21 protein-coding genes and 1 tRNA gene are annotated in these 26,989 nt (G+C 61.7%); 19 read left to right on the top strand and 3 right to left on the bottom strand.

Annotated features, from left to right (window positions below):
- Window positions 1-143: 143 nt before the first annotated feature.
- From FJW04_RS18340 to FJW04_RS18320, 5 genes are all read left to right on the top strand, one after another.
- Window positions 144-1,097: a DMT family transporter gene (locus FJW04_RS18340; protein WP_140715805.1), complete on the top strand. Its 954-nt coding sequence runs from the start codon at window positions 144-146 to the stop codon at window positions 1,095-1,097.
- A 328-nt stretch (window positions 1,098-1,425) separates the two neighbouring features.
- Window positions 1,426-2,523 carry a polyamine ABC transporter substrate-binding protein gene (locus FJW04_RS18335; protein ID WP_023772832.1) on the top strand — a complete coding sequence of 366 codons (1,098 nt, stop codon included), beginning with the start codon at window positions 1,426-1,428 and terminating at the stop codon, window positions 2,521-2,523.
- 76 nt (window positions 2,524-2,599) lie between these two features.
- Window positions 2,600-3,742, top strand: coding sequence for an ABC transporter ATP-binding protein (locus tag FJW04_RS18330; RefSeq protein WP_015316313.1), 1,143 nt, complete (start codon window positions 2,600-2,602; stop codon window positions 3,740-3,742).
- Between the two features lie 9 nt (window positions 3,743-3,751).
- On the top strand, window positions 3,752-4,720 hold the full coding sequence (locus FJW04_RS18325; protein ID WP_140715803.1) for an ABC transporter permease subunit: 969 nt from the start codon (window positions 3,752-3,754) through the stop codon (window positions 4,718-4,720).
- The gene (locus FJW04_RS18320) at window positions 4,717-5,535 is read left to right on the top strand and encodes an ABC transporter permease subunit (RefSeq protein WP_015316315.1); all 819 of its coding nucleotides are present in this window, start codon (window positions 4,717-4,719) and stop codon (window positions 5,533-5,535) included. Before FJW04_RS18325 ends, FJW04_RS18320 begins: the two co-directional genes overlap by 4 nt.
- 25 nt (window positions 5,536-5,560) lie before the next feature.
- Here the strand turns inward: FJW04_RS18320 and FJW04_RS18315 are convergent, their stop codons facing one another.
- Window positions 5,561-7,414 carry an AsmA family protein gene (locus tag FJW04_RS18315; protein WP_140715801.1) on the bottom strand — a complete coding sequence of 618 codons (1,854 nt, stop codon included), beginning with the start codon at window positions 7,412-7,414 and terminating at the stop codon, window positions 5,561-5,563.
- Window positions 7,415-7,618: 204 nt separating this feature from the next.
- Here FJW04_RS18315 and FJW04_RS18310 point away from each other — a divergent pair, with 204 nt between their 5' ends.
- Window positions 7,619-9,577 (top strand): acetoacetate--CoA ligase, encoded by a 1,959-nt coding sequence (locus FJW04_RS18310; RefSeq protein WP_140715799.1) that lies wholly within the window; start codon window positions 7,619-7,621, stop codon window positions 9,575-9,577.
- 246 nt (window positions 9,578-9,823) lie between these two features.
- On the opposite strand, the gene FJW04_RS18305 is transcribed toward FJW04_RS18310, so the two are convergent.
- On the bottom strand, window positions 9,824-13,720 hold the full coding sequence (locus FJW04_RS18305) for a PAS domain S-box protein (RefSeq protein WP_140715797.1): 3,897 nt from the start codon (window positions 13,718-13,720) through the stop codon (window positions 9,824-9,826).
- 248 nt (window positions 13,721-13,968) lie between these two features.
- On the opposite strand from FJW04_RS18305, the gene FJW04_RS18300 reads away from it, so the two are divergent.
- The 3 genes from FJW04_RS18300 (at window position 13,969) to FJW04_RS18290 (ending at window position 16,347) form a co-directional block, all read left to right on the top strand.
- On the top strand, window positions 13,969-14,427 hold the full coding sequence (locus FJW04_RS18300) for a phasin (RefSeq protein ID WP_015316319.1): 459 nt from the start codon (window positions 13,969-13,971) through the stop codon (window positions 14,425-14,427).
- A gap of 351 nt (window positions 14,428-14,778) precedes the next feature.
- A tRNA-His gene (locus FJW04_RS18295) sits at window positions 14,779-14,855 on the top strand.
- Between the two features lie 262 nt (window positions 14,856-15,117).
- Entirely contained in the window at window positions 15,118-16,347 is a 1,230-nt protein-coding gene (locus FJW04_RS18290) for an integrase (protein ID WP_348641981.1), read from the top strand.
- A 2,563-nt stretch (window positions 16,348-18,910) separates the two neighbouring features.
- On the opposite strand, the gene FJW04_RS18280 is transcribed toward FJW04_RS18290, so the two are convergent.
- A complete protein-coding gene (locus FJW04_RS18280) occupies window positions 18,911-19,045 on the bottom strand; it encodes a DUF1127 domain-containing protein (protein WP_140715921.1) in 135 nt (44 codons plus the stop codon).
- A 215-nt stretch (window positions 19,046-19,260) separates the two neighbouring features.
- On the opposite strand from FJW04_RS18280, the gene FJW04_RS18275 reads away from it, so the two are divergent.
- From FJW04_RS18275 to FJW04_RS18235, 10 genes are all read left to right on the top strand, one after another.
- On the top strand, window positions 19,261-20,169 hold the full coding sequence (locus FJW04_RS18275; protein WP_140715791.1) for a transcriptional regulator GcvA: 909 nt from the start codon (window positions 19,261-19,263) through the stop codon (window positions 20,167-20,169).
- Between the two features lie 394 nt (window positions 20,170-20,563).
- The gene (locus tag FJW04_RS30365; protein ID WP_246673880.1) at window positions 20,564-21,004 is read left to right on the top strand and encodes a hypothetical protein; all 441 of its coding nucleotides are present in this window, start codon (window positions 20,564-20,566) and stop codon (window positions 21,002-21,004) included.
- 182 nt (window positions 21,005-21,186) lie between these two features.
- Entirely contained in the window at window positions 21,187-21,354 is a 168-nt protein-coding gene (locus tag FJW04_RS30360; RefSeq protein ID WP_246673878.1) for a hypothetical protein, read from the top strand.
- A gap of 87 nt (window positions 21,355-21,441) precedes the next feature.
- Window positions 21,442-21,576, top strand: coding sequence for a hypothetical protein (locus FJW04_RS30585; RefSeq protein WP_281405547.1), 135 nt, complete (start codon window positions 21,442-21,444; stop codon window positions 21,574-21,576).
- 265 nt (window positions 21,577-21,841) lie between these two features.
- A complete protein-coding gene (locus FJW04_RS18260) occupies window positions 21,842-22,768 on the top strand; it encodes a zincin-like metallopeptidase domain-containing protein (RefSeq protein ID WP_140715789.1) in 927 nt (308 codons plus the stop codon).
- 521 nt (window positions 22,769-23,289) lie between these two features.
- Window positions 23,290-23,973: a hypothetical protein gene (locus FJW04_RS18255; RefSeq protein ID WP_246673876.1), complete on the top strand. Its 684-nt coding sequence runs from the start codon at window positions 23,290-23,292 to the stop codon at window positions 23,971-23,973.
- 128 nt (window positions 23,974-24,101) lie between these two features.
- The gene (locus FJW04_RS18250; RefSeq protein WP_140715787.1) at window positions 24,102-24,296 is read left to right on the top strand and encodes a DUF6499 domain-containing protein; all 195 of its coding nucleotides are present in this window, start codon (window positions 24,102-24,104) and stop codon (window positions 24,294-24,296) included.
- 55 nt (window positions 24,297-24,351) lie between these two features.
- Window positions 24,352-24,852: a DUF2285 domain-containing protein gene (locus FJW04_RS18245; RefSeq protein ID WP_140715785.1), complete on the top strand. Its 501-nt coding sequence runs from the start codon at window positions 24,352-24,354 to the stop codon at window positions 24,850-24,852.
- A 249-nt stretch (window positions 24,853-25,101) separates the two neighbouring features.
- Complete coding sequence (locus FJW04_RS18240; protein WP_140715783.1) at window positions 25,102-26,166, top strand: ParA family protein; 1,065 nt, start codon at window positions 25,102-25,104, stop codon at window positions 26,164-26,166.
- Between the two features lie 2 nt (window positions 26,167-26,168).
- Window positions 26,169-26,816: a hypothetical protein gene (locus tag FJW04_RS18235; protein ID WP_140715781.1), complete on the top strand. Its 648-nt coding sequence runs from the start codon at window positions 26,169-26,171 to the stop codon at window positions 26,814-26,816.
- Window positions 26,817-26,989 lie beyond the last annotated feature (173 nt).

The raw sequence follows: 26,989 nt of genomic DNA, 5'->3' as shown, positions 1-26,989 counted from the left end.
GCGCCGGTAGGGTGCCGGCAGTGCGCCAAACGGAACACTGCACTGGATCACGCCTCGCCAATGCCTTTGCGGTACGCGAACAGGGTACGTTCTTGTCGTCTCCTGCGCATCGTGCCGTCCTCAAAATCTCGACAGTCGCGCCCATGACCGACACCACATCAAGGCAGATCGCCACGTCCGCGGCCATCCCGCCGCGCGAGGAGCGCATCGGCTTCCTTCTGGTGTTCCTGTCGGCACTGATGTGGAGTTTCGGCGGCACCATCGCCCGGTTCATCACGGTCGGCGACAGTTGGACCGTGATATTCTGGCGCTCCGCGTGGGCTGCCGTCTTCCTGCTTTGCTTCATGGTCTGGCGTGACGGCTGGCGCGGCATGCTGAAATCATTCCGCGACATGGGCCTGCCAGGCATTGCGGTGGGGTTCTGCTTCGCCATTGCGTCGACCTCGTTCGTGGTGGCGCTTGCCTATACCACCGTCGCCAATATTCTTTTGATGCAAGCCGGCGTGCCGCTTCTGGCGGCCCTGTTTGCCTGGGCGCTGTTCCGCGAAAAGGTAACCGTCGCGACCTGGATAGCAATCGTCGCCGTCATCGCCGGCGTCGCCATCATGGTGTCTGAATCTGTTGACGGCGCCGTCTCGCCCATAGGCGATGGACTGGCGCTGCTGATCGCGTTCATGTTCTCGATCGCCACCGTCATCACCCGGCGCTTCTCCAGCGTCCGCATGACGCCGGCGACCTGTCTCGGCACGATTCTGGCGGCGGGCTTCGCTGCCTCGCAGGCCTCGACGTTCGCGGTGTCGGCCGGCGACATGGGCCTTCTCCTCGTCTTCGGCGTGGTCAATCTCGGCCTTGGCCTTGCATTCTTCGCCACTGGCGCGCGCTTGATCCCGGCGGCTATCGCGGCGTTGCTCGGCACGTTCGAGCCGATCCTGGGGCCGATATGGGTCTGGCTCATCCATTCCGAGGTGCCGTCCGGGCGCACCATCGTCGGCGGCGCGGTGGTGGTCACGGCGCTGCTTGTCCATATCGGGCTCGAATTCAAGCGCCAGGCGCGGCCTCAGCGGGCTGGGGTCACCGGGGTGCCTTCGCCTAATTGATGCGGGCGCCGAAGCTTTGCCCATTGACAATGTCGCTGCCACCCGGGCAGGCTGGGAACACGGCAACAACAAGACAGGCGTATCTTGCCAAGTCTCCCCGGCGGCCCGATCGAGACCGGACCACATTCTAGTATCTCTGACCGTACGGCGGCGAAAGCTTCTGACGGCATCGCAATTCCTTCCCGCCCCGACCGAGTGGGCGGCCGTCGGCAGCGTGCCGAATGGCGGTCGTCGACCTCTGGAAAGCTCAACAGTCTAAAGCAAATGCCCGGCCGCGCGAGCATGTCGCGACGCGCCGGCAATGGAACACTCACCAAAGGAGAATAGCATGATCCGCAAAGCGCTCTGGCTTTCGGCAACCTCGGTATTTCTGGCGCTTTTGACGCCCGCCGGTCACGCCGCGGACCGCGTCGTCAACGTCTTCAACTGGTCGGATTACATCGACAGTTCGATCATCGATGATTTCACCAAGAAAACCGGCATCAAGGTCGTTTACGATACGTTCGATTCCAACGAGATCCTCGAAACCAAGCTGCTCGCCGGCGGCAGCGGCTACGACGTCGTCGTGCCGAGCGGCAATTTCCTGGCCCGCCAGATCCAGGCCGGTGTGTTCCAGAAACTCGACAAGTCGAAGCTGCCGAACCTCTCCAACATGTGGGACACGGTTACGGAGCGCACCGCCAAATACGATCCCGGCAACGAATACTCGGTCAATTACATGTGGGGCACGGTCGGCATCGGCTACAACACCAAGAAAGTGCAGGCAGCGCTCGGCACCGACAAGATCGACAGCTGGGATACCTTCTTCAACCCCGATAGCCTGGCCAAATTGAAGGATTGCGGCGTCTATGTGCTGGATTCTCCATCCGACATCCTGCCGGCGGCGCTGAAGTACCTCGGTCTCGACCCCAACAGCACGTCGCCCGACGATATCGCCAAGGCCGAGGAAGCTCTTCTCAAGGTCCGTCCCTATATCAGGAAGTTCCACTCGTCCGAATACATCAACGCACTTGCCAATGGCGATATCTGCCTGGCGGTCGGCTGGTCGGGTGACGTGTTCCAGGCTCGCAACCGCGCGGTCGAGGCCAAGCAAGGCGTGGAAATCGGCTATTCCGTGCCGAAGGAAGGCGCCCAGATGTGGTTCGATCAGATGGCGATCCCCGCCGACGCGCCGCACGTCGCCGAGGCGCTTGAATTCATCAACTACATGATGACGCCGGAAGTGATCGCCAAGTCGTCGAACTATGTCCTTTATGCCAACGGCAACAAGGCATCGCAGCAATTCGTGGACAAGGCGCTGCTCGACGATCCGTCGGTCTATCCGGACGCCGCGACCTTGCAGAAGCTCTATACCACCCAGCCTTACGATCCCAAGACCCAGCGCATCGTCACGCGCAGCTGGACCAAGATCGTCACCGGCCAGTAGGCAATCCGGCGCGACCCCGGCAGCCAACTGCCGGGGTCGATTTCTTTTGGGGAATAAAAAAGCACGGAGTGGGGATATGAAATCGCTTGGCAGCATCCGCAGGGACTTCGCGCCATGGAACGACCCGAACGCCAAGCCATATATCCAGTTCGACAATGTCACCAAGAAGTTTGGTGACTTTACCGCCGTCAACAATCTGTCGCTGACCATTTTCGAGCGTGAATTCTTCGCTCTGCTTGGCGCATCGGGTTGCGGAAAGTCGACGCTGCTCAGGATGCTTGCCGGCTTCGAGGAGCCGACGGCCGGGCGCATCCTGCTCGACGGCCAGGATCTGCGCGGCATTCCGCCCTATCGCCGGCCGGTCAACATGATGTTCCAGTCTTATGCCTTGTTCCCGCATATGACCGTCGAGAAGAACATCGCCTTCGGTCTCAAACAGGAAGGCATGCCGAAGCCGGATATCGAAAAACGCGTCGCCGACATGCTGAAGCTGGTCAAGCTCGAGCAGTTCGCCAAGCGCAAGCCGCACCAGCTTTCCGGCGGCCAGCGCCAGCGCGTCGCGCTTGCCCGCTCGGTAGCCAAGCGACCGAAGGTGCTGCTGCTCGACGAGCCGCTCGGCGCGCTCGACAAGAAACTGCGCGAGGAAACTCAGTTCGAACTGATGGATCTGCAGCAGGAGCTTGGTCTCACCTTCGTCGTCGTCACCCATGATCAGGAAGAGGCGATGACGATGGCCGATCGCATCGCCATCATGGATAAGGGCGAGGTGATGCAGGTGGCGACGCCGCCGGAAGTCTATGAAGCCCCGACCTCGCGCTTCGTCGCCCATTTCGTCGGCAACGTGAACATGTTCGAGGGCAAGGTTGCCGAACAGGCGGCCAACACGACGCGCATTACAGGTCCAAGCGGAGCTCAGATCGTCGTCGAGAACGGTGGCGCGGCTGCGAAGGCCAATGCGGACATCGTCTTCGCCGTCAGGCCGGAGAAGATCAGGGTCTCGTCTAAGAAGCCGGCCGATGCCGTCAACGCGCTGGAAGGTGAGGTTTACGACATCGCCTATCTCGGCGACATGACTGTCTATCACGTCAGGCTGGACGACGGGCAGATCGTGCGGGCAAGCGCCTTGAACGCGGCCCGTGTGACCGAGGATCCACTGACCTGGAACGACCGTGCCTGGGTGTCTTTCCGGCCCGACGCCGGCGTCGTGCTGGCACGGTAGGGGACGGCCATGTCCAACATCGCCGTTACCGATGCCGCCGCGCCACCGACCGCCGCCAATCCGTTCCTGACGCGGCTCGGTGCCGGCTTCGTCAGCCGGCTCGTCATCATCGTTCCCTATCTCTGGCTGCTGTTCTTCTTTCTTGTCCCCTTTGTCATCGTCTTCAAGATCTCGTTGTCGCAGACGGCTATCGCCATGCCACCCTATACGCCGGTGCTCGATTTCAGGGACGGCGTTTCCGGTTTCTTCGCCGGCTTTCGCGACCTCAACTTCGACAATTATGTCTGGCTGACGCAGGACGCACTCTATTTCAAGGCCTATCTCACCAGCGTGGTCATCGCTGCCATCTCGACGGTGCTGACCCTGCTGGTTGGCTATCCCATCGCCTATGGCATGGCGCGCGCTCCGGCGACAATCCGCCCGACATTGCTGATGCTGGTCATCCTGCCGTTCTGGACGTCGTTCCTGATCCGCGTCTATGCCTGGATCGGCATTCTCAAGCCCGAGGGCCTGCTCAACCAGCTGCTCTTGTCGCTGCACATCATCAACCAGCCGCTGGTGATCCTCAACACCTACACGGCCATCTTCATAGGCATCGTCTATTCCTACCTGCCGTTCATGGTGCTGCCGCTTTATTCGTCGCTGGAAAAAATGGACTATTCGCTGATCGAGGCAGCCAAGGACCTCGGCTGCCCGCCGACGTCAGCCTTCTGGAAGATCACTTTTCCGCTGTCGCTGCCCGGCGTCATAGCCGGCTGCCTGCTGGTGTTCATCCCGGCCGTCGGCGAGTTCGTCATCCCCGATTTGCTCGGCGGCTCGCAGACGCTGATGATCGGCAAGACGCTGTGGAACGAGTTTTTCGCCAATCGTGACTGGCCGGTGTCGTCGGCCGTTGCCGTCATCCTGCTGTTGCTGCTGATCGTACCGATCGTGTTGTTCCAGCATGCCCAGGCCCGCGCGCAGGAGCAGGGCAAATGAACACCACCTGGAGCCGCTTCAACATCACTTCGATCACGCTCGGTTTTGCCTTTCTCTATTTGCCGATCGTGCTGCTCGTCGTCTTTTCCTTCAACGAGTCCAAGCTCGTCACCGTCTGGGGCGGCTTTTCCACCAAATGGTACGTATCGCTGTTCCACAATCAGGGCCTGATGGACGCCGCATGGGTGACCATCCGCGTCGGTCTGATTTCAGCGACCGTGGCGACCGTTCTCGGCACAATGGGGGCCCTGGCGCTGACCCGCTACACACGCTTCCGGGGCAGGGTCCTGTTCTCCGGCATGATCTTCGCACCATTGGTCATGCCTGACGTCATTACCGGCCTGTCGCTGCTCCTGCTGTTTGTCGCCATCGGCATGGATCGCGGCATGACGACCGTGATCCTCGCGCATATCACCTTCACGATGTGCTTTGTCGCTGTTGTCGTGCAGTCGCGGCTTGTCAGTTTCGATCGCTCGCTGGAAGAAGCCGCCATGGATCTCGGCGCGCCGCCCGTGAAGACCTTTTTCCAGATCACCCTGCCAGTCATTCTGCCAGCGATCGTGTCTGGTTGGATGCTGGCCTTCACGCTGTCACTAGACGACCTGGTCATCGCCAGCTTTGCTTCCGGCCCTGGCGCCACCACGCTGCCGATGAAGATCTACAGCCAGGTCCGCCTCGGTGTGACGCCGGAGATCAATGCCGCCTGCACCCTTCTGATCGCGATCGTCACGGTTGGCGTCATCATCGCTTCCGTCGCCAATAAGCGGCGCGAGGTACAGCGGCAGCTTGACGAGCGGGCCGCGCAACGCGGTTAGAAGCGTTTCAACTGAGGGCCGGGCCTTATTCGCCCGAAACGCCGCGGCTGATGGGCGAAATGAACGGCGTGCTCCAGGTTCCGCCGACGAAAAACGACGACTGGTTGGGTCCCTGCTGGCCGCTCTTCTGCGTTGCTGGCTGATCCGGCTGGATGACACCGCCCGACAACGCCAGTCCGCGTCCTGCGTAGGATGCGATGCCGGAAAGCCATATCTTGTATTTCGCCGAATTGGCCTCGGCCTTGTCCAGTCTGGCCACGCCTCGCGAAATGGTTGCCTTCACTTCGGCGCCATCGATGGGCAGCGTCCCGTCCGAGACATCGTCGAGCGCGAAGAAGCCGCCTTGTTCGGTATGCTTGAGAAAGGCCGGCAGGTTGAACTTGCTGAGCGCGCCAGGGCCAAAGGTCGCCGAGACCGAGCCGTCGGCGTTCTCAAAAACCGAATCCCAGGTCCTTCCCGGTCCCTTGAGGATGACCGAGACGGTGCCCGTGCCGACCGGCACCAGCCGGGTCATCCCGGCCGCGGTGCCGAACGCCCCGCCATCGACATCGGAGGCCAGCAGCCGGATCTCGACCTGGGTGCCCTCGGGCTTGCGGTCGAAACGAAGGCTGGTCTGGATGTTGCCGCCGAAGGCGGAGGCGTCGGAGATGTCGAAGACGGAAAGGCCATCCTTGACCTGCGCGGTGGCTGCGACATCGGCAAGCTGGATGCTCCCTGCGGTGGCATGCGCCGCCGACAGCCTGAGATCGAGGTTGACCCGGTCGGCGAAACTCGTGTCGATCTGACCTGGTTCGCCGCTGCTCGCCGGTCCCAGCGACGTGAAGGCGGATAGAAACGACCTGAGGTCGAGCGTGTCGAAGGCAAGCGTGCCCGAGATCACCGGCTGTGCCTCGCCAAGCGACACGTCCAGCGCACCCATGCCCGGATTGTTGTCCAGCGCCAGCGCCGTGTTCTCGAACTTGACGCGTCCGGCCGATGCCGTGACCTTGCTCGAAATGCTGATCGAGCCGATCGCGGCGCTCGGCGCGATGCCCGCCTGCGACCATTCCAGTACGCGGCGCAGCGAAGGTGCCGCGAATTTCACCTGGCCGTCGAAATAGGCGTTTTCGGACATGCTGGCCGTGCCGTCGAAGGAGAAGGTGGCCGGCGCCGCCTTGAAGGACAGGGTCAGCGGCGCCATGCCCCCGGCAAACAGCACCAGCGGCCTCGGCGAGGCAGCATCCACGGTCACGCTTTCGCCACGCCAGATCCCGGTCGCGGACAGTGTTGCATTGCTGTTCATCGCCGCCCAGTTGGCCTGGCCGCTAAGACTGCTCAGGATCTCTTCATCCTTGCCGTTGACGGACGCCACCATGCGGCCGTCCCTGAACTCCACAGTGCCGAACGTGTCGGCCGGCAGCTTGTCGAGGTCGGGCTTGGCGGGGTCGGCGTTGACCAGGCCACGGGCCGCATCGATGGAGCGCGCGATGCGCCCGCCGGTCGGCGCCGTGGGCAGGAACAGACCGTCCGCCGTGCGCTGGACCCGGATCGTCGGCCGCACCAGCCGTGCCGTGGAAAACACCACATCGCCCTGCAATGCCGCCATGGCCGAGAGGTCGACTTCGACCCGTTCGGCTTCGACGACCGGCGGCGCATCGCCGTCGGTCCATTTTGACAGCGTCACATCGGTCAGGATCGCGCGGAAATTCGGCCAGACCTCGATTCGTGGCGACCCCTCGATGGCAACCCGAAAGCCACTCCAGGCGCTCAATTCCCACGCGATGCGGTCACGCACGATCCGCGTCGAGGCGATCAGCGGCAGGGCCGCGACCACCAGAGCGATGACGATCGCGGCAGCGCCGATCGCCCATACTCCGCGGCGGATCAAGGATGATGGCATATAGCCCCGTATGCTTCCATTCCGACAAAAACGAGCGTCCGACGGGTATAACCCCTGTCGTCACTACGACTTAGGGCCGACGCATTTCAAGTCTTTATGGCCCGGCGATGGCATTTGCGCACACCTGACCGCATCGGCCCAACAAAATCTTGCTCTGCCGCGCAGCGATATGCATAAGCGATGGCGACCGTGGGAGGATCGATCATGGCTGGCGAACTACCGCTCTGGACCCCGACGCAAGACCAGATTGATGCCTCGCCATTGACCGCTTTCATGAAGGCCGCGGCAGCGAGTACCGGCAGTCCATTCTCGTCCTATGCCGACCTCCACCTCTGGTCGGTCGAGAACCGGGAGGCGTTCTGGGGTCTCGTCTGGGATTTCTGCGGTCTTGAAGGCGACAAGGGTGAACGACTGCTGCTCGACGGCGAGAAGATGCCCGGCGCCTCTTTCTTTCCGGACGCGTCTTTGAATTTCGCCGAAAACCTTCTGAAAAAGACGGGCGCTGGCGAGGCCATCGTCTTTCGCGGCGAGGACAAGGTCGAGAGGCGGCTGTCGTGGAATGAACTGCATGGCCTGGTCTCGCGCCTGCAGCAGCTTTTCCTGTCGCTCAAGGTGAAGAAGGGTGACCGTATAGCGGCGATGATGCCCAACATGCCCGAGGCCGTCGCCGCCATGCTGGCGGCGGCCTCCATCGGGGCGGTGTGGTCATCCTGTTCTCCCGATTTCGGCGAGCAGGGCGTACTCGATAGGTTCGGCCAGATCGAGCCAGTCATCTTCATCGCGCCGGACGGCTATTGGTATAATGGCAAGGCGATCGAGGTCGCCGACAAGATCAAGGCGGTCGCGGCCAGGCTCGGCGGCGTCCGCAAAGTCCTGCTCGTCGACTATCTCGGCACCTCCGCCGACGTGGCTGATACCATCGACAAGGCGGTGGCGATGGAAGAGGCCCTGTCGCCCTTTGCCGTCAGGCCCGTCACCTTCGAGCGGCTGCCGTTTTCGCATCCGCTCTATATCCTGTTTTCGTCCGGTACCACCGGCATTCCCAAATGCATCGTCCATTCGGCCGGCGGCACGCTCATTCAGCATGTCAAGGAACACCGGTTGCATGCCGGCCTCGGCGATGGCGATCGCTTCTTCTATTTCACCACCTGCGGCTGGATGATGTGGAACTGGCTGGTTTCGGGCCTCGCTTCCGGCGCCACGTTGCTGCTCTACGACGGTTCTCCGTTCTATCCCGACGGCAATGTGCTGTTCGATTTCGCCGATGCCGAGAAGATGACCTTTTTCGGCACCTCGGCCAAGTTCATCGATTCCGTGCGCAAGGCCGGCCTCAAGCCGATCCGCAGCCATGATCTGTCGACGATACGCGCCATATCCTCCACCGGATCGCCGCTTTCGCCCGAGGATTTCCGCTTCGTCTATGATGGCATCAAGAAGGACGTGCACCTTGCCTCGGTGTCCGGGGGCACCGATATCGTCTCGTGCTTCGTGCTCGGCGTGCCGACCCAGCCGGTCTGGACCGGCGAGATCCAGGGGCCGGGCCTCGGCCTCGCCGTCGACGTCTGGGACGATGACGGCAAGCCGGTCCGGCAGGAGAAGGGGGAGCTGGTGTGCACCAGGGCTTTCCCGTCCATGCCGATCGGCTTCTGGAACGATCCCGACGGCAGGAAATACCAGGCGGCCTATTTCGAGCGTTTCGACAATGTCTGGTGCCATGGCGATTTCGCCGAATGGACCGATCATGGCGGCATGGTCATCCATGGCCGCTCCGACGCGACGCTCAACCCCGGCGGTGTGCGCATCGGCACGGCCGAGATCTACAACCAGGTCGAGCAGATGCCGGAAATCCTGGAGGCGCTGTGCATCGGCCAGGATTTCGACAATGATGTGCGCGTCGTGCTGTTCGTGCGGCTTGCCGCCGGCGTCAAGCTCGACGACGATCTTGAAAAGCGCATCCGGGCCAAGATCCGCAGCGGCGCCAGCCCACGCCATGTTCCGGCCAGGATCGTCGCCGTCTCCGACATCCCCCGCACCAAGTCGGGCAAGATCACCGAGCTTGCGGTGCGCGACGTGGTCCACGGCCGCGCCATCAAGAACAAGGAAGCGCTGGCCAACCCGGAAGCGCTGGAACTGTTCCGCGACTTGCCGCAGCTCGCGCAGTGACCACGACCGCCATGGTTAACGAAATATGTCGCACGAATTTACCTAGATTTCACGAGTGGTACACATTCGTAAATTTTTTGGCGCCCCGGTAAGGACTTGTTAAGGCCCGGCGTCGATAGTCGCACGTAACTTGAGGGAGAAATCCCGTTCCTCAGCCCCGAGGATCTGAATTCAGCTCAAGCCCCCGTTGTGACAGCAATCCAATTTCCTAAGGCGTCCTTACCGGGCGCCTTTTTTCTTGGCTTGCTATTCCGCGAGCACCCGGGTCGAGGGAAACGCAACCTCCACCAGCGTGCCTTCGCCGGGCGTCGAATTGATGGTGAAGCGGGCGCGGTTGGCTTCCACCATCGCCTTGGTCAGCGGCAGGCCAAGGCCGGTGCCGTCGCCGCGCCCACGCTTCAGCGCATTGATCTGCTTGAACGGCTTCAGCGCCTGCTCGATCTCGGCCTGGCTCATGCCGATGCCGGTGTCGCGGACCCGCATGACGACGTCGCCCGAGGTCTCGTAGGCGGTCGAGACGATCACCTGGCCGCCGGCCTGGGTATAGCGCACGGCGTTGGACAGGATGTTGAGCGCGATCTGGCGCACGCTGCGCAGGTCCGCCACCACTTCCGGCAGCCGCGAGGCGAAGCTGGAGCGGATGATGACGCGTTCGCGGTTGGCCTGGGGCTGCATCATCGCCACGGTTTCGGCCAGTGTATCGTTGAGCGACACCGCCTCATAAGCCATTTCCTGCTGGCCGGCCTCGATCTTCGAGATATCCAGGAGGTCGTTGACCAGATCGAGCACGTGGTTGCCCGAGCGGTTGATGTCGCGCAGATAATCGCGGTAGCGGTCATTGGCCACCGGCCCGAACTTCTCGTCGACCATCAGTTCGGAAAAGCCGATGATGGCGTTGAGCGGCGTGCGGATCTCATGGCTGATGCGGGCGAGGAAATCTGTCTTCTGCGAGGAGGCGCGTTCGGCCACCGCGCGCGCCTGGGTGAGATCCTCTTCGGCTCGCTTCCACTGCGTGATGTCGCGCACCACGGCACAGAAGCCGCTGTCGTTGGGCAACCGGCCGATGGTCATGAACAGCGGGATGAAGCGTCCCTGTGCTTCGCGGCCGATCACCTCGCGGCCGTCATTCAAGACGCTCGCCACACCAGGCTCCGACAGGCCGGTGAGATAGTCGCGCGCCGCGCGCTGGCTCTCGATGGCAAACAGCGAGGCGAAGGGCTTGCCGGTCACCTCGTCGCTGTCGAAACCGAACAGCGCCTCGGCCGGGCGGCTGATCGAACGGATGGTGCCGTCGCTGCCGATCAGCACGACCCCGTCGGTAGCTGTGTCGATGATGGTGCGCATCTCGGCGATGCGTGCCTTGAGCTCGGAAATGTCGGGCTGCGTCGGCTCCTCGCCGATCGCGTGCAGGGCCACAGGCGCATCATCCTCGCCGGAACGGCGGACGACCAGCATCAGGGCCTTGCCGTCGCGCCAGGGCACGGAGCGCAGGATGGCGTCGATCGGGAATTCCTGCCCGTCGCGCGTCTTCAGCCGCAGCGCCCGGTCGCTGCCGTCGGAGGCGCCGTCATCGGCATAGGGATCGGCAAACAAAGCGCCGAGGCCGCCCGCATCCTCGAGGTCCTCCAGCGTCGCGTACCTGGTCAGGTCGAGGAATTCCTCGTTGGCATAGTGCAACTGGTCGCCTGAATGGATGATCAGCGGCACCGGCAGCTTGCCGAGCAGCGATGTATCGGGCGTCTTGTTTTCTGTGCCGACGGAAAAAGCCGACGGCATGAACCCTTCGGTCTTGAGCGGCGGTACCTGCAGCCGTGGCGGCTGGATGAGCGTCTCGGCCGCGTGATGCGTGCCGCCGGTTCCGCCGGTGGCCGCAATCGCTTGATCGCCGGATGCAGTTGCTGCGTCGCCGGCCCAATCCTCGTCATCCTCGGCGTCGCGAAAATCGTCTGACGTCATGCTGTCGTCATCGGCCGGTGCCTGGGCAGGTTCTGCCTGCGCCGCAGCCTCGCCATCCTCGGCCGTCGCCGCCTCTTTGTCGCTATCGTGGGCGGCATAGTCGAGCAGGGAGCCCGAGGCCTCCGGCGGCGGGGATCCGGAGGCCGGCGCCTGTTGTTCGGCCTGGTCCGGTTGCGCACCGTCGAGCCGCGCCAGATCCCTCTGATCCTCGGCATCGCTTGGGGAAAATTCGCCCGCATCCGGCTCGTCTTCCGTATCGGGCGCTGCCATCTCATGCGCCGGGCCGCTCGCCGGTTCCTGGCTCGAGCCTGCTGGTCCGGCATTCGGGTCGGCGATATCCGCCCGCGGCTCCGCATCGGCCTCCGCCTTGGCCGCGTCGTGCGGCCCGGGCAAAGACCCTGCTCCGGCACCTTGTTCCGCCTGCCTTGCCGGCTCGGCTGCCGCCGGCGGCTCTGCCGTGGAACTGTCTTTTTTCAGCCGCTCGCCGATCTCGCGGAATGCGCTGCGTTCCAGCGAGGACAGTCCCTTGTCGTTGGCCGGCTGCCGGTGTTCGGCCAACCGGATGACCTTGTCGGCAAAGCGCCGCTCCGGTTTCGGGACGATGGTCAGCGCCGGCACTTCGCCCTTGAACGGATCCGATGCTTTTGGTTCTTCGGCCTTTGGGTCTTCCGGCATTGTCTCCACGGTTTTCGGCTTGGGTGCCGCCGGCATCTCGCCATTGGGCACCAGGGCCATGCCGATCGCTTCCGGATCGACGACCGCATCCCCGCTTCGCGCGACGCCGAAGCCGCGAAAGCCTTCGAAGGCGCGGCCGCGCCCATAGACAGGCAATGCCGCCAGGTCGACAGGGATCTTCAGGTCGGTACCGACGACCGGCCACAGCACCGAGCGGCCGGACCAGGTGTCGCGCCGCTCCAGCAGGCCGGAGATCTCGCCGGATGCATCAAGGCCGAAGGCCGCCGCCACATCCCGGAAGCGCCGGCCGATCACGTCGGCGGCCGGATGGCCGACGATATCGGCGAATTCCGGCGACAGGGCGCTGAACTTACCCTCGGCGTCGGTCCGCCAGACAAAACGCAGCGGTGCGGCCGAGCGGTCTATCGTCCGGGTGACCACGGTCGCGGTCGGGGCTACGGGCGAGGTGGCCTCGTCTTGCTTTACGCTGTGCGCCGCAGCTTCGGTGCCGACCGCCTCTGCCACGCGTTTCGGTTCCGGCGCGGCTGGCGCGTCGTCTTCTCCGGCATTGAAATACCAATGATCGTGCTGCCCCGGCGTGCCGGCCGCCGGCTGATCATTGTCGGCGGCAGCGGGTGTCGGCCCGGCCGGCTCCTCGATTTCCCGCGCTGTCGGCTCCGGCATCTCGCCAGCCATGGGTTCGGAAGGGACGTGTTCGTGCTCGGTCGCGGCAGCGACGGGCAACTGCTCGCTCGCCTCTGTCGCGGCGGTTCCCACCATCCGAACGCCAACCTCCTCGGCAGGGCTTTCCGTGGTCGCGGGCGAACCGTCTGCCGGAGCCGCGCTGTCCTCGAGTTGGTCCTCGTCTATCACCACCAGCAGATGCCGCTCCGGCGTCAGCCGGGCGAGACCGGCGGGGTAGGAGGTCCTGCCGCCCGGAACGAGGCGCTTGACGATGCGCTCGCCCTCGGCCGCGACGTCTGCCACCAGGGCCGCCAGTGTCGCGGGCTGGATGCCGAGCGCCGAAAATCCCTCCGAGGCGGCCTCGACATTGCCCTTGGCATCGATGAAGGCGATGAAATGGCCGTCTTCGGTAAAGCCGCTGATTGCCCGGCCGGCGATCTCGGCGGCACTGCGCGAGCCGGTCTGCGCGGCCGGCACCGCCAGCATGATGGCATTCTCGCCGTCGGGTAGCGTCACGGCACTGGCAAGAAAGCCGACGGCGCGACTGGTCATGCCGGTCGCCAGGCGCACGGTAATCGATCGATCGACGCCGATCTGGGGAAAACCGCTGGTCGCCATGATCTGGCGGCGTGCGACCAGCGGCAGCCGCGCCGAGGCCCCAATGATCGCTTCGATGTCGGGATAGCCGAACATGGCGGCGCCCGGCCCGTTGGCCCAGATCACCTGCTCGAGGTCCACCGACAGGATCGCGATTGCGTCGCCGGCGGCAAACCGCTGGCGGACCGCGTCAAGCACGGCGACGTCGAGGAAGGAATATTCGGACGGCATGCGCTTGGCGAACCCTCACGGAGCGGCGAATTTGCAGTTAACGCTTTGTTAATAAAAGCCGCAGCCACGAAGGTCCACAAGCCAGAACGTGCAAAGGCTGAATTTTGGCCGTTTGGTTAACGGCCGAAAACATTTTTTTGTGCACTGCAACAAAGATATTGCAATGCACAAGATTTGCCTTTATATTGCCATCATACATGAACGAGACGGCTTTCTGTCAAAGCCGCTGCCGCTGAAAAGGATGGAAAATGTCCAGGACCAAGACCGCCGAGACGATCGAAAACGTTGAATTCCCGAGCTTCGACGCTTCCAAGGCCACCGACCAGATGCGCGCTTTCGCCGAAAAGGGCGTTGAGCAGTCGAAGGAGGCCTACGCCAAGCTCAAGACCGGTGCCGAGGAAACCCAGAAGGCCCTGGAGTCGACCTACGAAACCGCCAAGGCTGTTTCCAGCGACCTGTCGCTCAAGACCATCACCGCGCTGCGCGCCAACGCCGAGGCCGGCTTCTCGCATCTCGAAGCCCTGATCGGCGCGAAGTCGCTGTCGGAAGTCATCGAGTTGCAGACCGCGTTCCTGCGTAAGCGCGTCGAACTGACCGTCGAGCAGGCCAAGGACTTCCAGGCCGTTGCCTCCAAGGCGGCCGAGGACGTCTCGAAGCCGATCAAGACCGCCTTCGAGAAGGCGATCAAGGAAATCAAGGCCGCCTAACAAGTGCGCATCGTCCGCGGATGCAACAAAAGGTCGCATTTTGTCGGACAAATAGATGTGAGATAGTGGCGACCGAGCGAATACCCGGCGAGTGGAACCTCCTCCCTCTGCTCTTCGGGGTGACCAGCCAGCACCTCCTCCCGCTGGCTCGTAACAGGAAAAGGCCGGCACCTCCTCCCGCCGGCCTTTTTCTTTGTCCGGCGAAAGAGGCGCCGCTGTAGGGAAGTGGCCTTTGCTTTGCAAAAGCCTTGAATTAGAATTCATAAGCCCGTAAGGACGCATCGCCGAACGAAAGAGCGGATCGCGGAGAGTGAACCTTCCACCCCGATCCTGCTACCAACGTTAAGACGTGCCGTTGTAGCTCAGATGGTTAGAGCGCCGGATTGTGGATCCGGAGGTCGCTGGTTCGATCCCAGCCAACGGTACCATTTGCACTTCTCTCTAAGTTCTTGATTCTATTACGTAAATCTTCCAATTTTGGCGAGGGTATTGCCCCGATTTGAACTCTTGTGCTACCTATTGTGTTACCTATTGTGCTACAAATGGTATGTTCACTACATGGGAAGACGCCGAGAAGAGCAGGACCCTGACCGCTTCCTTAGGGTGCGAGGCAGCCGTTTTCATTACTACCGGCGCGTCCCAAAGGAACTCCGTGACCTCGATGAGCGTGGTGAATTCGTGCGGCGCGCCTTGGACACGATCGACCGATCGAGGGCGCGAACCGCCCGAGATCTTCATGAGGCTGCCGACAACGCGCTTTGGTCCTCTCTTATGCTGGGGGACAACCCCCAGGCTGCACGCATTCGATACCAGCGAGCGATCAAACGCGCGGAGGCGTTGGGGTTCGTCTATCGGCCGCTCGCGGACATCCTGGTTGCCGAGCCGCTCGACACGATCTTAAAGCGCGTTGAAGCTACGATTGGAAAGCCTGACACCTCGCCAGTGCTCGATGCGGTCGGTGGTGCAGCAGCCCCTCCCGACGACAAGATGTCGGAGGCACTGCAACTCTACTTCACCGATATCGCTCGCGACGAAATCCGCACCAAAAGTCCAGATCAGAGAAGGCGGTGGAAGGCAAAACGCCAAATGAGCGTCGATGTCTTCATAGGCTTGGTCGGCGACAAGACGATGGGCGAGATCACCCGCGATGATGCGCGAACGGTCCACAAATATTGGCTGGATCGAATTGCGCCTAAGAAGGGAAGGCCAGACCGCTCGGCGTCGACCGGCAACCGAAATATGGGCAACCTTCGGACCCTATATGGCGATTACTACCGGCATATTGGCTTTCCCGAGCAGAAGAATCCCTTCGCGGACCTGTCATTCAGCGACAAGTCGAAGCGCTCTCGGCCTCCATTTCCAACAGACTGGATTCGAGACAAGATATTTGCACCTGGCGCACTCGCGACGCTCAATGACGAGGCACGCGGCATCGTCCTTGCCTTTGCGGAAACGGGTGCGAGGCCAAGCGAACTTGCAAACCTCCACTCGGGCGTCATCCGTCTCGATCATGAAGTGCCGCACATTTCGATCGAGCCCCGTGAGGATCCTGATGATCCGCGCGAGATCAAGACCGCGTCATCGGTACGCAAGGTCCCCCTGGTAGGTGTCGCGCTTGAAGTGTTCAAGAAGCATCCGGGGGGCTTTCCGCGCTACAAGGATCGTGAGGCGTCCCTGTCCGCGCTGCTCAACAAGCACTTCGAGACCCACAAATTGTTCCCAACTGACAAGCACACGGTCTATTCGCTGAGACACTCCTTCGAAGACCGTATGAAGAATGCCAGGTTGGACGAGGAACTGCGTCGTATGCTGATGGGCCATACAATTGACCGGCCAAAATATGGCGAGGGCGGTGACATGAAGATGTGGCAGGAAGAACTCATGAAGATCGCTCTGCCCTTTGATCCCGCAATCGTTTAACGCGCTGTCGCACCACCGCAATCCGATCCTGCTTCGCCTGGTAGTCCTGCAGTGCGCGTTCGAGATAATCGTATAACGGGAGCCATGCCTCACCCTGCTCACCTCGCGCGACGATGATCTCGGCAACGCGATCGAGCGCGCGCTCAATCCGCTCAACCGTGATCGGCCGCGCTGCTGGCAGGCGCCGCTTCACAGTCCATCCTTTCTGGTCCTCCACGCACAAAGCATATCGTCCGAGTAAGCGGACTTTCAGCAGCACGGGAAGGGTGTGCCTCTGGTCGGGCGGCGACCGGCGGCTGCGGCGTACCTTTCGGACACATCGCTGACGATCCCGGCTAAGAGAGGTAAGCCTCAGAGCGCTACCGCCGATACAGCGCTGCAATTGAGTTCCAGGGTGTACCCCTCAATCGCGGCGGCGAGCGCCTTAACAGCCGTGTTGTCGACCAGCGCGCCGGCGACTTCCACCTGGCGATCCGCAGGCGTTGCGGCCTTCCCTCCGTATTTCAGTCCGAAGATGGCAAGCAGGCCAAGAAAGCCAATGCCGATATCATCGAGCCGCCGGCGAAGGTGGCGACATCGCGAGGCAAGGGGCTAATTCTGGATCAATATCGAACGATAATGCTTACTGCATCAGTCGGAAAGAGATATTTCGTGAACGTCCACGTATGCACGGCGTCTCCTATTTCGGCGTCCATTCGTGCTGCGTTCCTCTCAAACGCAAAAAAACGGCCTCGGTCAGACCGGGACGGTTATTGATGATGGAATTGGTTGCTGGGATAGGATTGGAACCTGCTGGCCTCGCTTGCGAAGTCGCCCAGACGAAGCCATCGGCCATCGTGTTGACGCCGAGAAACAGCGACAGCTCGGCTACCGCGTCGTCGAGGTCGCCAATCGCGCCGTCGATGAGATTGCCGAGCTGCGCCGCGAGATTGGCGACTTGGCTAAGGAAAGTGGCGCGGGGGAAGTGACGCGGCGCCCATGTTCCGGTGGGGCCCAGCCCGACTGAGATGGTGCGGACGCGGCAGCTCGCCTGAGCTTGGCCCGACCGAGTGATGCCCCCATCGCCCGCTCGAACCGCACCGCGCCCTCGTGGTGGCTACCATGCGCGTGACGCGCGGTATATGTTCGCCGGGTAAAATACCGGTGAACGATTAGCGCAACCGACCAGACGGCCGTCCGTTTATCTATGCTGGTTGATCCCAGCACTTCCTGTAATTGCCCGCTGCCGAAAGGTGGCGGGCTTTTTTGCTTCCGGCCGGGAACCGATCCTCTCGGCCCAAGTTCATTCCGTGGCACCCTTGATTCCCCCGGGCAGGAGCGCCGGAGAGTTGTTCTAACAGCTTTCAAACAAAGCCCGCCACCGTCCCCTCAGTGGCGGGCTTTGCTGTGTTTAGCGCGGCGAGGCGGACTCGAGCACCTGCGTGAGACAGCGGCTCGCTGAAATCAAGCCGATCCCAAACTTCGCAGGCGCCCGCGAGCTAAGCCCGGCCTTCGCTAAGGCGGGTCTCCGCTGCCTGGCGGCTATTTGCGGCCCTGAGCTTCAGCAAGCGGTTGCTGATCCTTGTTCATCTGATGGACGGTGAGAGATCGGTGTCGGACCTGGCCTCTTTAATTGGTGGGCGTGATCGGCCTTTTCCACGCACCATCCTCGTCTTCCAAGCCCAGGCGGTGAACTCCTAAATGGAGATGGCGGATCGTGAGGCGGGCAAAGGTTTGCGACTGACTGTTACGCAAAACGTGCCCCAAGACCCCGGGCCATTTGCATTTCCCTCTGGTGCCTCCTTCAAGGTGTCCGTCCCCCGCCGCACTCTCGATATAGCATGAGTGTCCTAGGGCGAGCAGGGGCTCTCAGTGAGGTGCGACGCAGGTCGAGAATTACGCCGCGTCTATCAAGTCGTGCTTGAGGCGTAAAATCCGCAGATCGCACGTCTTTAGTCTCGACTCGGCTGTGATCATCTCAACCTGAGGAATTAACTTCGTGGCTTGTCGAGCCGATTTGCGAGGCTAACCAAACTGCGAGCCTGTTCTATCGACAATTGATAGAGCACCAAAGCGCCCCGTTCGTAAGGCTGTCCTGTGAAGACATCGAAAACTGTCCACGTGTCGTCGCGCTCTTTCCTGATGTCGTATCTCTCGTTTGCCATGGACAATCTCTGAAGCGCCAAGCGGACCGTACCCCAATCGAAACGAAAGTCCAATAACCGCAGCTTTCGCCCGGGCGCTACTAGGGCGGCTCAGCGCACTACCACTGATCTCTTTTGATATCCGGTGGGGCACCACCCAAGCCTCGTCGTTGCAGCCCAGTCCGCTCTCGGCCCTAAAGGCGACATCCGAGGAAAGGCTTGGGGATGTCTGTAGTTCGTAATCCGAACCGAGCGAGCGATGGCATGGTTGTGATCTTGTTTGGACAGGCGAGCGAACCGTAAACTGCCCGCAACAATGCCATTTTCGTTGAGAGCCGGCCGCGTCTGTTCGATGCCTGCACTTCGCTGGTGCGGCTCTCGTGGCCCGGGCGGTCAATGAAATCTGCTTCGCTGATCCGACGGCGATGCGGGGGCCAGAATTAGGCCTGCCAAGGCCATTTTGCGCATTCGTTCCGAACCTGAGTACGACTAAGACCCAGGTCTGCAAGCTGATGGTCCTCGAGCTCGGCCAATTGTCCACGCTGGCAGTGGAGTTGGATCCAGCGCGCTACCATTACAATCGCTCCTGTCACATTGTTGGCGATGTGACGGACATGTGTCGGCAACGACGACGAAGGCCTCCGCGCCTCAGCCACCGGGTGATTGAACATTTCTCATCCTTTCGCGGCATCCATGTTGACCTGTGGCGCTGAAGTGCGCCAATCTGCTGCCGCGCGCAAAGCATGGTTTCTCGTGCTAGCCCCAATTTTTCTCATGATCTGGTGCTAAATTGGCTCGCCGACTGCCGTCGCTCAATGCCCTCAAAGCCTTCGAGGCGGCGGCACGTCATCAGAGCTTCACAAGGGCGGCGGAAGAGCTGTCCGTGACGCAGGGCGCGGTGAGCCATCAGGTGAAGGCGCTCGAGCTTGAATTGGGCATCAGGCTGTTCGATCGCGAACGTCAAAAGCTGAGCATTACACGGGCCGGGCTTACCTATCTGGAGGTGGTGCGCGATGCCTTCGACAGCATAGCTCTCGGCACGCAGCGCATCCAGCATCTATCACGGGCCGGAGCGCTGACGGTCAGCACGTCGCCCGACTTTGCGGCCAAATGGTTGGTCAACCGCCTTGGCAGGTTTGCCGAGACGCATCCAGCCATCGATCTCAGGATTTCCGCAACCATGCATCACGTCGACTTCGCCAGAGAGGATGTCGATCTTGCGGTGCGGCATGGCGATGGCAACTGGCCGGGGCATGATGTTGTCCGCATATGCTCCGAGGAACTGTTCGCGATCTGCAGTCCCAAACTGAAGCAGCGAATGCGCGAGCCTTCCGACGTGCTGAGATTTCCGTTGCTGCATCTTGATGACCGAAAGGACTGGTCGGAATGGCTCGAGGTCGCTGGCGTCGTTGATGCCAAACTCTCCCACGGACCGATCTTGAACCGCGCCAGCATGGTCATAGACGCCGCTGTAGACGGCCAGGGCGTCGCACTCGCCCGCACGACGCTTGCGGCGTGGGACCTCATCAACGGGCGGCTCGTCAGGCCCTTCGCCACGGCTCTGCGATTGTCCAAGACCTATTGGATCGTGTGTCCCAAGGCGACGTCGATGCTGCCCAAAATCGCGACATTTCGGGACTGGCTGTTGGCCGAGGCCGCTGAGGACGTACGTCGCCTTGAGACGCTCGTTCCAAAGTAATAATTCCAAAATCGCTACGCCGGAGCAGTCGCAAGTGTCACTCGCCAAAGGCAAATTCCTCGCCTGACTCTTGCGACGGGCGACATCCGGTTACGGGCGCAAGCAGCAATTCGGACGAACGCCGATAAGAGACCGCTAGCGGGCGCAACCGTTCAAACGACGCTAAGAAAAAAACAAGTGGGCCGGAAGCGAGGCCGAGGACGACGTTGGGCCTGAAGTCGGCGGCCTGAGCGGAGAGGACCAACCTTCCGAGAAAAACGGGTGGAGCCGATCATCTCGGCATAGGTGCGGCGCCGACGCTCAATCTTTCCGCGACGGTGTCGATGCGCATGCGCAAGACGGGCCGGTCATCCCGCGCATTGGAGACGAGCCCTGGAAGTTCACGACGCGGCAATTGCGCCGCACGGTCGCCTGGTACATCGCCAACCGGCCGTTCGGTACGGTCGCCGGCAATCCAGTACAAGCACGCCTCCGTCGCCATGTTCGAGGGCTAGCCGGATCGAGCCAGGCCGATTTCCGCCTCGCTGTCGAGCGCGAGCGCGCACTCGGCCAGCTCGACGATATCGTCGCCCATTACGAGGCATTCCTTCGCCAGGAAGGTCCGGCCGGACCGGGTGCAGCCCGATTGCGACGGGAGTGCGCCCGCGTTGAGGGCGAACTCGGCGATCTCCCTGGCCGGATCATGGACCGCAAGCGACTGCGCACCATGCTTGCCCATCTCGGGCGGACGCTGCATGTCGGCTTCCTCAACGACTGTCTCTTCGATGCGGCGACCGCGCTCTACCTCACTGGCGCGGTGGATTCCGAGCGAACGGCGCCCGCGTTGTCGCGATGAAGCCCCGATCGCTGTCCCAACGCCTGCCTGACCGCCAGGCACCTTGGGCCTTGGCAGACTTCGATCGCCGAGGGCGAACCGCTGCTTGCCGACCGGCGCCTGTCGCAATTGCAGCGCACGGCGATCCTTAAGGACAATGAGCGGAAGCGCCGACTGGTCGCACCCCTCCTGGAGGGTGACACATGACAGCGCTCGGGCCGAAGAGCGAAGCCGCGTTGAGGACGGCCATGGCGCGGCTGCTCGACGGTCGCCCCGAGCGCACCGACGGGGCGCTGACCATCGCCAATCTGGCACGCGAGGCCGGCATCAGCCGGGCGACGGCGAACCGGGCCGGTGATCTTCTCGTCTAGTTCCGGACCGCCGAGGTCCGCCAGCGACGATCGTCGCCCAGCGCCCTCAAGGAACGCGTCCGCGCTCTCGAAGCGGAGCTGCGCGCCGTGCGCGGTGCCGAGGTGGCCGAGCTGCGGGCGCTCGCCCGCACGCTCGCGCAGCATATCCAGGTGCTGACATTGCAGGTCGCCGAGCGCGATGCCGCGATCGACGGTCTGAAGGACGAGTTGGCACGATGTTGACGCCAGAGTCGTGCCGCTGCGGCGTCCGCCTCGTGGTGGCGACTGAGAACCGCGCGTCATCCTCATCGATCCGGTCTCGGCGCGCCGGTCATGGCCGCCCTCCTCAAGCTCGCCCGTCGAGGCAGGGCTCGGGTTGTGGCAGACGCTGCCGGCCCGTCAACCCTGTTCCGCACCAGCACCGAGAACAGTGTGTGACGGGCCGGCTTCCCGCGTCTGCCTCTGCCGCCTCGCCCTCGACGGAAAGGGCGAGCTTGAGGAGGCAGTCATGACCACGAATCGCACACATGAGACCCGGACCGACATCTATGAGCGCGTCACCAGCCAGATCATCGCGGCAATAGAGGCCGGCGCCGACGACTATCGGATGCCCTGGCACCATGACGGATCAGCCATCACCACGCCCGTCAACGTCGCCTCGCAGAAGGCCTATCGCGGCGTCAACGTCATCGCACTCTGGGCCGCAGCGTACGCGGTCGGCTATCCCGTTGGCATCTGGGGCACCTATCGCCAGTGGCAGGCACTCGGCGCCCAGGTCCGCAAGGGCGAGCGCGGCCATCTGGTCGTGTTCTGGAAGATTGCCGATCGCCACGGCGAGGCCGACGCCGAGGACGGCGACGAAGATCACGACGAGCCTGCCCGGCGCATGTTCGCCCGCGGCTACACGGTCTTCAATTGCGCCCAGGTCGATGGCTACACGCTGCCTGAGATGCCGGTGCTGCCCGAGGCCGAGCGTATCGAGCAGGCCGAGCGGTTCTGTGCGGCGCTTGGCATCGACATCCGGCACGGCGGCTCACGAGCGTACTATAGACCGTCCACGGATCACGTGCAGATGCCCGAGTTTGCCTGCTTCCGCGATGCCGTCGCCTACTACGCCGTGCTGCTCCACGAATGCGGGCATGCCTCCGGCGCCAGCCATCGACTCGATCGCGACCTCTCCGGACGTTTCGGCTCGGCGGCCTACGCCATGGAGGAATGCACGGTCGAGCTCCTGAGTGCCATGATCTGCGCCGACCTCAACCTCAGTGTCGAGCCGCGGCCCGATCACGCCGCCTATGTCGCGTCCTGGCTCGAAGTGCTTCGCGCCGACAAGCGGGCCATCTTCACCGCCGCGGCTAAGGCGCAACAGATCGCCGACTGGATGCACGCCCAGCAGGGCAACACCCATCGCCACGACAACAGGGACGCAGCATAGGCGCGCCCCGGTCGACCAAGATAGGCAGTATTGCTTCGCTTGCCGCTCACCATAAGACCGCGAACGGACGATAGTCCGCAAGGCTCGGTTATGATGCTGGGTGTCGGGTGGCGCCCACCAGCCAGAGCTGTGCTACGAGACGGCTAAAGAAGCCCTGTTGTGATTTGCTGTCGCCCTGCAATTGCCCTGTACCGTCCTCGACGAGAACAGTCATCTCGTGAGCGACGCCGGGCAACCGACGGATGCCTTCAGGAATATACCTTAGCCCGAACCAACCGCGCACCATCGCGGTTGCCAGCCAATGCCGGACGAAAAGAGCGCTAGCGGCCGGGCCTTGCTCCAGCAGCGCCAGCGTCTCGCGGCGGCTCTGAGCCCAGTTCGGGGACCTCCGGCAGCACGCCGCCAATTATGATTGGCGTCAATCAATTTGTATATTACCCCTGTCTCGAACTTGCGGTCGAAGAGGGTGCGCGAACACCCTTTTCGACCTGACCAAAGCCAAGCTGTGTGGAGCTCGGATCATGGCTGATTCCGACAATACCACGACTTTGCCTTCCGTCACGCTGGGACGGGAGCCCGAATCTCCGTTGACAGCAGAGCGTCCTGAGCCTCCTGCCGACCATGCAGCTGAAGATCAGCCGCCCGCTGATCCAGCGCTTGCCGTGTCCCTCGCCTGGCTCCGGGCGCACGTAGCGAAGCTGGCCTCTTGTATCCGGCAGCAGGAGGCTGAGTGCGGGCTCCTAGAGCGCGGCGCACTGTTGTCTATTGGCGAAGTCATCGGGCGCGGGGAGGGGGCTGACGCCGACCCAGATTATCTTGATTTGTGCAAGGAAGAGCAGGACAACGCTGAAAGCGCGGACGCCTCGTTGGCGGAGATTGCGGCGACGCCTGCCCAGTCTCTAGCGGGTGTGGTTGCGAAGCTTGCGGCTGTCATTCGGGAGGCGACTGACAACACCGACCTGTGCGAATTTCCGCTGCCGCACATCCGCTCCGCCTTGGCCGATCTGCGGCGTCTCACGCAGCACGCGATAAACGATCAGCCAGCTGGCTGGCCCGCCGGCGACCAGTCGATCGGCTCGCTGTTCGAGCAGTCCGCCTCGTCCTTCGCCGCTTGGCGCGCGTTCAGCGCGTGGTGCCAGGGTGATGACGAAGGCTATCGCACATGGACGAGCACATTCAAGATACTGCAGGGTGCAAGCCAATAGGCATCGCAAAGTCTTGGTCTAACTGCTCGGTGCCGAGATATGTCTTCGTCCCTTCGTCAATGACGGAATCCAAGGATTTCGCTCAACGCCGCGTACTCCTATCAATCCTTGAGAAGGGAAGGACGCGGATGAAGCCCGACACATCACAGTGGCGTGACCCACAGGCATACGCATTCGTCAAAGGCGCAGCCGCTGACGAGATCGCCTGGGAGTTCCTGCGACGCAACCCGCACTATCAGCAGGACTTCGCAACCTCCCGCTCGGCTAAGTCGAGGCGCGCATTACGTAAGCGCTGGGGTTTGCAGTTTCGCCGCTCGGCCTGACCAGTCCGCGGTCGAGCAGCCCGTCTATTGGGCGCCTCAGATCGATCCTGGGGTCGTGAACCTTGTCGAGGTTCCACCGGATCTGCGAGCGCGGGAGGGCAGCGCCTTCGACGTACCGTTGGCCGTGGGCCGGCATGATGAGGTCGGCCTTCACATGCGTTCGTCTCTTGGCGATATGCAACTGGCGCTTCTTGGCGACACGAAGCCAGGCGAACCGCTTGCCGCCATCATACCGCTGGACGACATGGCGCACGACCGGCTGCAAGCCATTGAGCGGTTCATCCGCTCGATCCACAGGCAGCAGCTTCTCGACGCTCGATTGACTGCAGCCCAGCGCCGGCGCCTAAGCCAAATGCTGCGATGCCTCGATGGCCGGGAAGAGCAGGCATCCCATTTTGAAGTCGCTACCGCCTTGTTCGGTCGGCGACTGGTCAGTGCCGTCGACTGGCACGACTCGGCTTTTCGATATCAGACGCATCGCTTAGCGCGGGACGGTTTCAGGATGGTCGAGCGCGGCTACCGTCAATTGCTTCGCGCGCGACGGCGCCTTTCCTGAAGGGGTTCGACGCCGCCTGGTTCACTTGATGCGTGGTCTCCAAGCCGGGCCTACGATCCTGAAGTGAACGGCGTTTTTTGCGCCCCATCCCGGCCGGCAGCGGCGCCCTGGCATGATCCCGAAAGCGGCCAATCACTTAGGTGCCCAAGCGAGGGTTTGCGTATTGCGGACTTCCATCAGGCGTGCTTGATGCCAACAAATCGCAAGACGCCGGTCGTCGCCGTGTGAGCTGGGCCAGCAGGGGGGGTTATGAAGCAGATTGCTATATTTAACCATAAGGGCGGAGTCGCGAAAACTACGATGACATTCCATTTGGCATGGATGTTATCAATGCTGGGCAAGCGGGTGATGGTCGTTGACTGCGACCCCCAATGCAATCTCACTGGGATTTTTCTCGGCGATATGGATACCGAGGACTATCCATTCGAAAGTGAGTCGCCTCAGAAGCCGCGAAATATTCGAGACGCTGTGCGACCAGCCTTCGAATCTCGACCATATATGATCGAGGCGACCGAACTCTATGAGTCACCGGCCCAAAAGGGTCTATTTTTGCTCCCGGGCCATGTGGGTCTGTCCGAATATGAAAGTCAGCTTGCTGTCGCTCACGAACTCAGTAACACGCTGTCGGCACTCCAGAACATTCCAGGCGCTCTGCATCATGCCATCAGGAAATCTGCAGACCTTTACGGTATAGACTATGCCCTGGTCGATATGAGCCCAAGCCTAGGAGCTATAAACCAAAACCTTTTTATGACGAGCGATGCCTTCATTCTGCCGATGGCGCCTGACCTGTTCTCGGCGATGGCACTTCGCTCCCTGGCGCGAACGCTTCCAAAGTGGGCAGAATGGGGGCGAAAAGCTTCCGCCAATGCACTATTGAAAATTGCTGATTACCCATTTCGCCCAATTACGCCGGTCTATTTGGGTTCGACCGTAAACAATTTTCGAAAGCGGGCGAGAGGGGAGGAGCAGGCGAAGCCGACCCAAGCATTTCAAAAGTGGTTTGACCGGCTGGCGGAAGCGAGAAGCACTGATCTGCTCGTCGCCCTCGAAGCTTCGAAGATGCTTCTCCCCACTGAGACCTACGCTGCTGCAAATGCACCAACGAACGAGTTCCTTATGGAGATCGGGTCGTTGGACGGCTTGATCGCGACGGCACAGGAGTTGGCTAAACCGGTGTTCGCGATCGATCTCGCAACCGACACCAACTTCCGAGGGAACGTAGCCGATACTTATCAAATAAAAATAAATGACGTGTATCAAGGGTTTAAATCCGGCGCGGAGAAGGTCATCGCCCTGACGGATATCTTCTGAACATGGAGAGGTTCAGCGGTGCAACAGCTACCTTCGAGCACGCCATCGAAAGGGCGCGTCAGATGGTTGCACTATTCGACGCGCTGACAGCATTGCGTCCCCACGAGCCAGCAAATGACGACGCACTCAGGTCAGCCTATTTTCTGGCTGTCAGTTCGTTTGACTTTTTTGCGCACGAACTGGCTGCCGTAGAAGCCAAGCATCGTTTCACCAACGGTTTGAGGACAAGAAACATTCATCTTCCGATGGATGTTATGACTATCGCCGACGAGGAAGCGCGCATAGCAACGGCCGAGACCCACGTTCGACAAACAAATTCCTACAAAGCGTTCGTAGACCCGGCGAAGTTGGCGGAATTGCTATCTTGCTACTGTTTGAAGCCGTGGGACAGGTTGGCAATACTGATCAATTCCGGCCTCCCAGAGATTGAGCGTAAATCCCCAGAGCACATAAAGGGGCAACTCAAAAGCGTCTGGAAACGGAGGAATCAGATCGCTCATGAAGCTGACGTAAATCCAACACTCGCCGGAGTTTCACTCTGGCCAATCGACAAGGTCGACACAGAAATAACGATCAGTTTCATTTGCTCCATCGGCGCGCATATGCCGAAGGTGATTTCTGAACCGCTATTGGATGATGAAGTGGAATAAAACGCTCGCCGCTGATCCTCGCGAAAAAAGAAGCTGAGGTAGGGTGTAACCACAACCGGCGATGTCGCGATTCTCACGCAAACGAATGTCAAACCGGACATTCTGCTTGCGGCCCACAACTCTCCCGGCCTCGTCCTCGCCATGCTACCGTTCCGGCTCTACGTGGCGGATCG

It is taken from the genome of Mesorhizobium sp. B2-7-3 (genome assembly GCF_006440715.1).
In the GTDB taxonomy this organism is placed as follows: domain Bacteria; phylum Pseudomonadota; class Alphaproteobacteria; order Rhizobiales; family Rhizobiaceae; genus Mesorhizobium; species Mesorhizobium australicum.
This window is presented reverse-complemented; position numbering and strand designations above follow the sequence as displayed.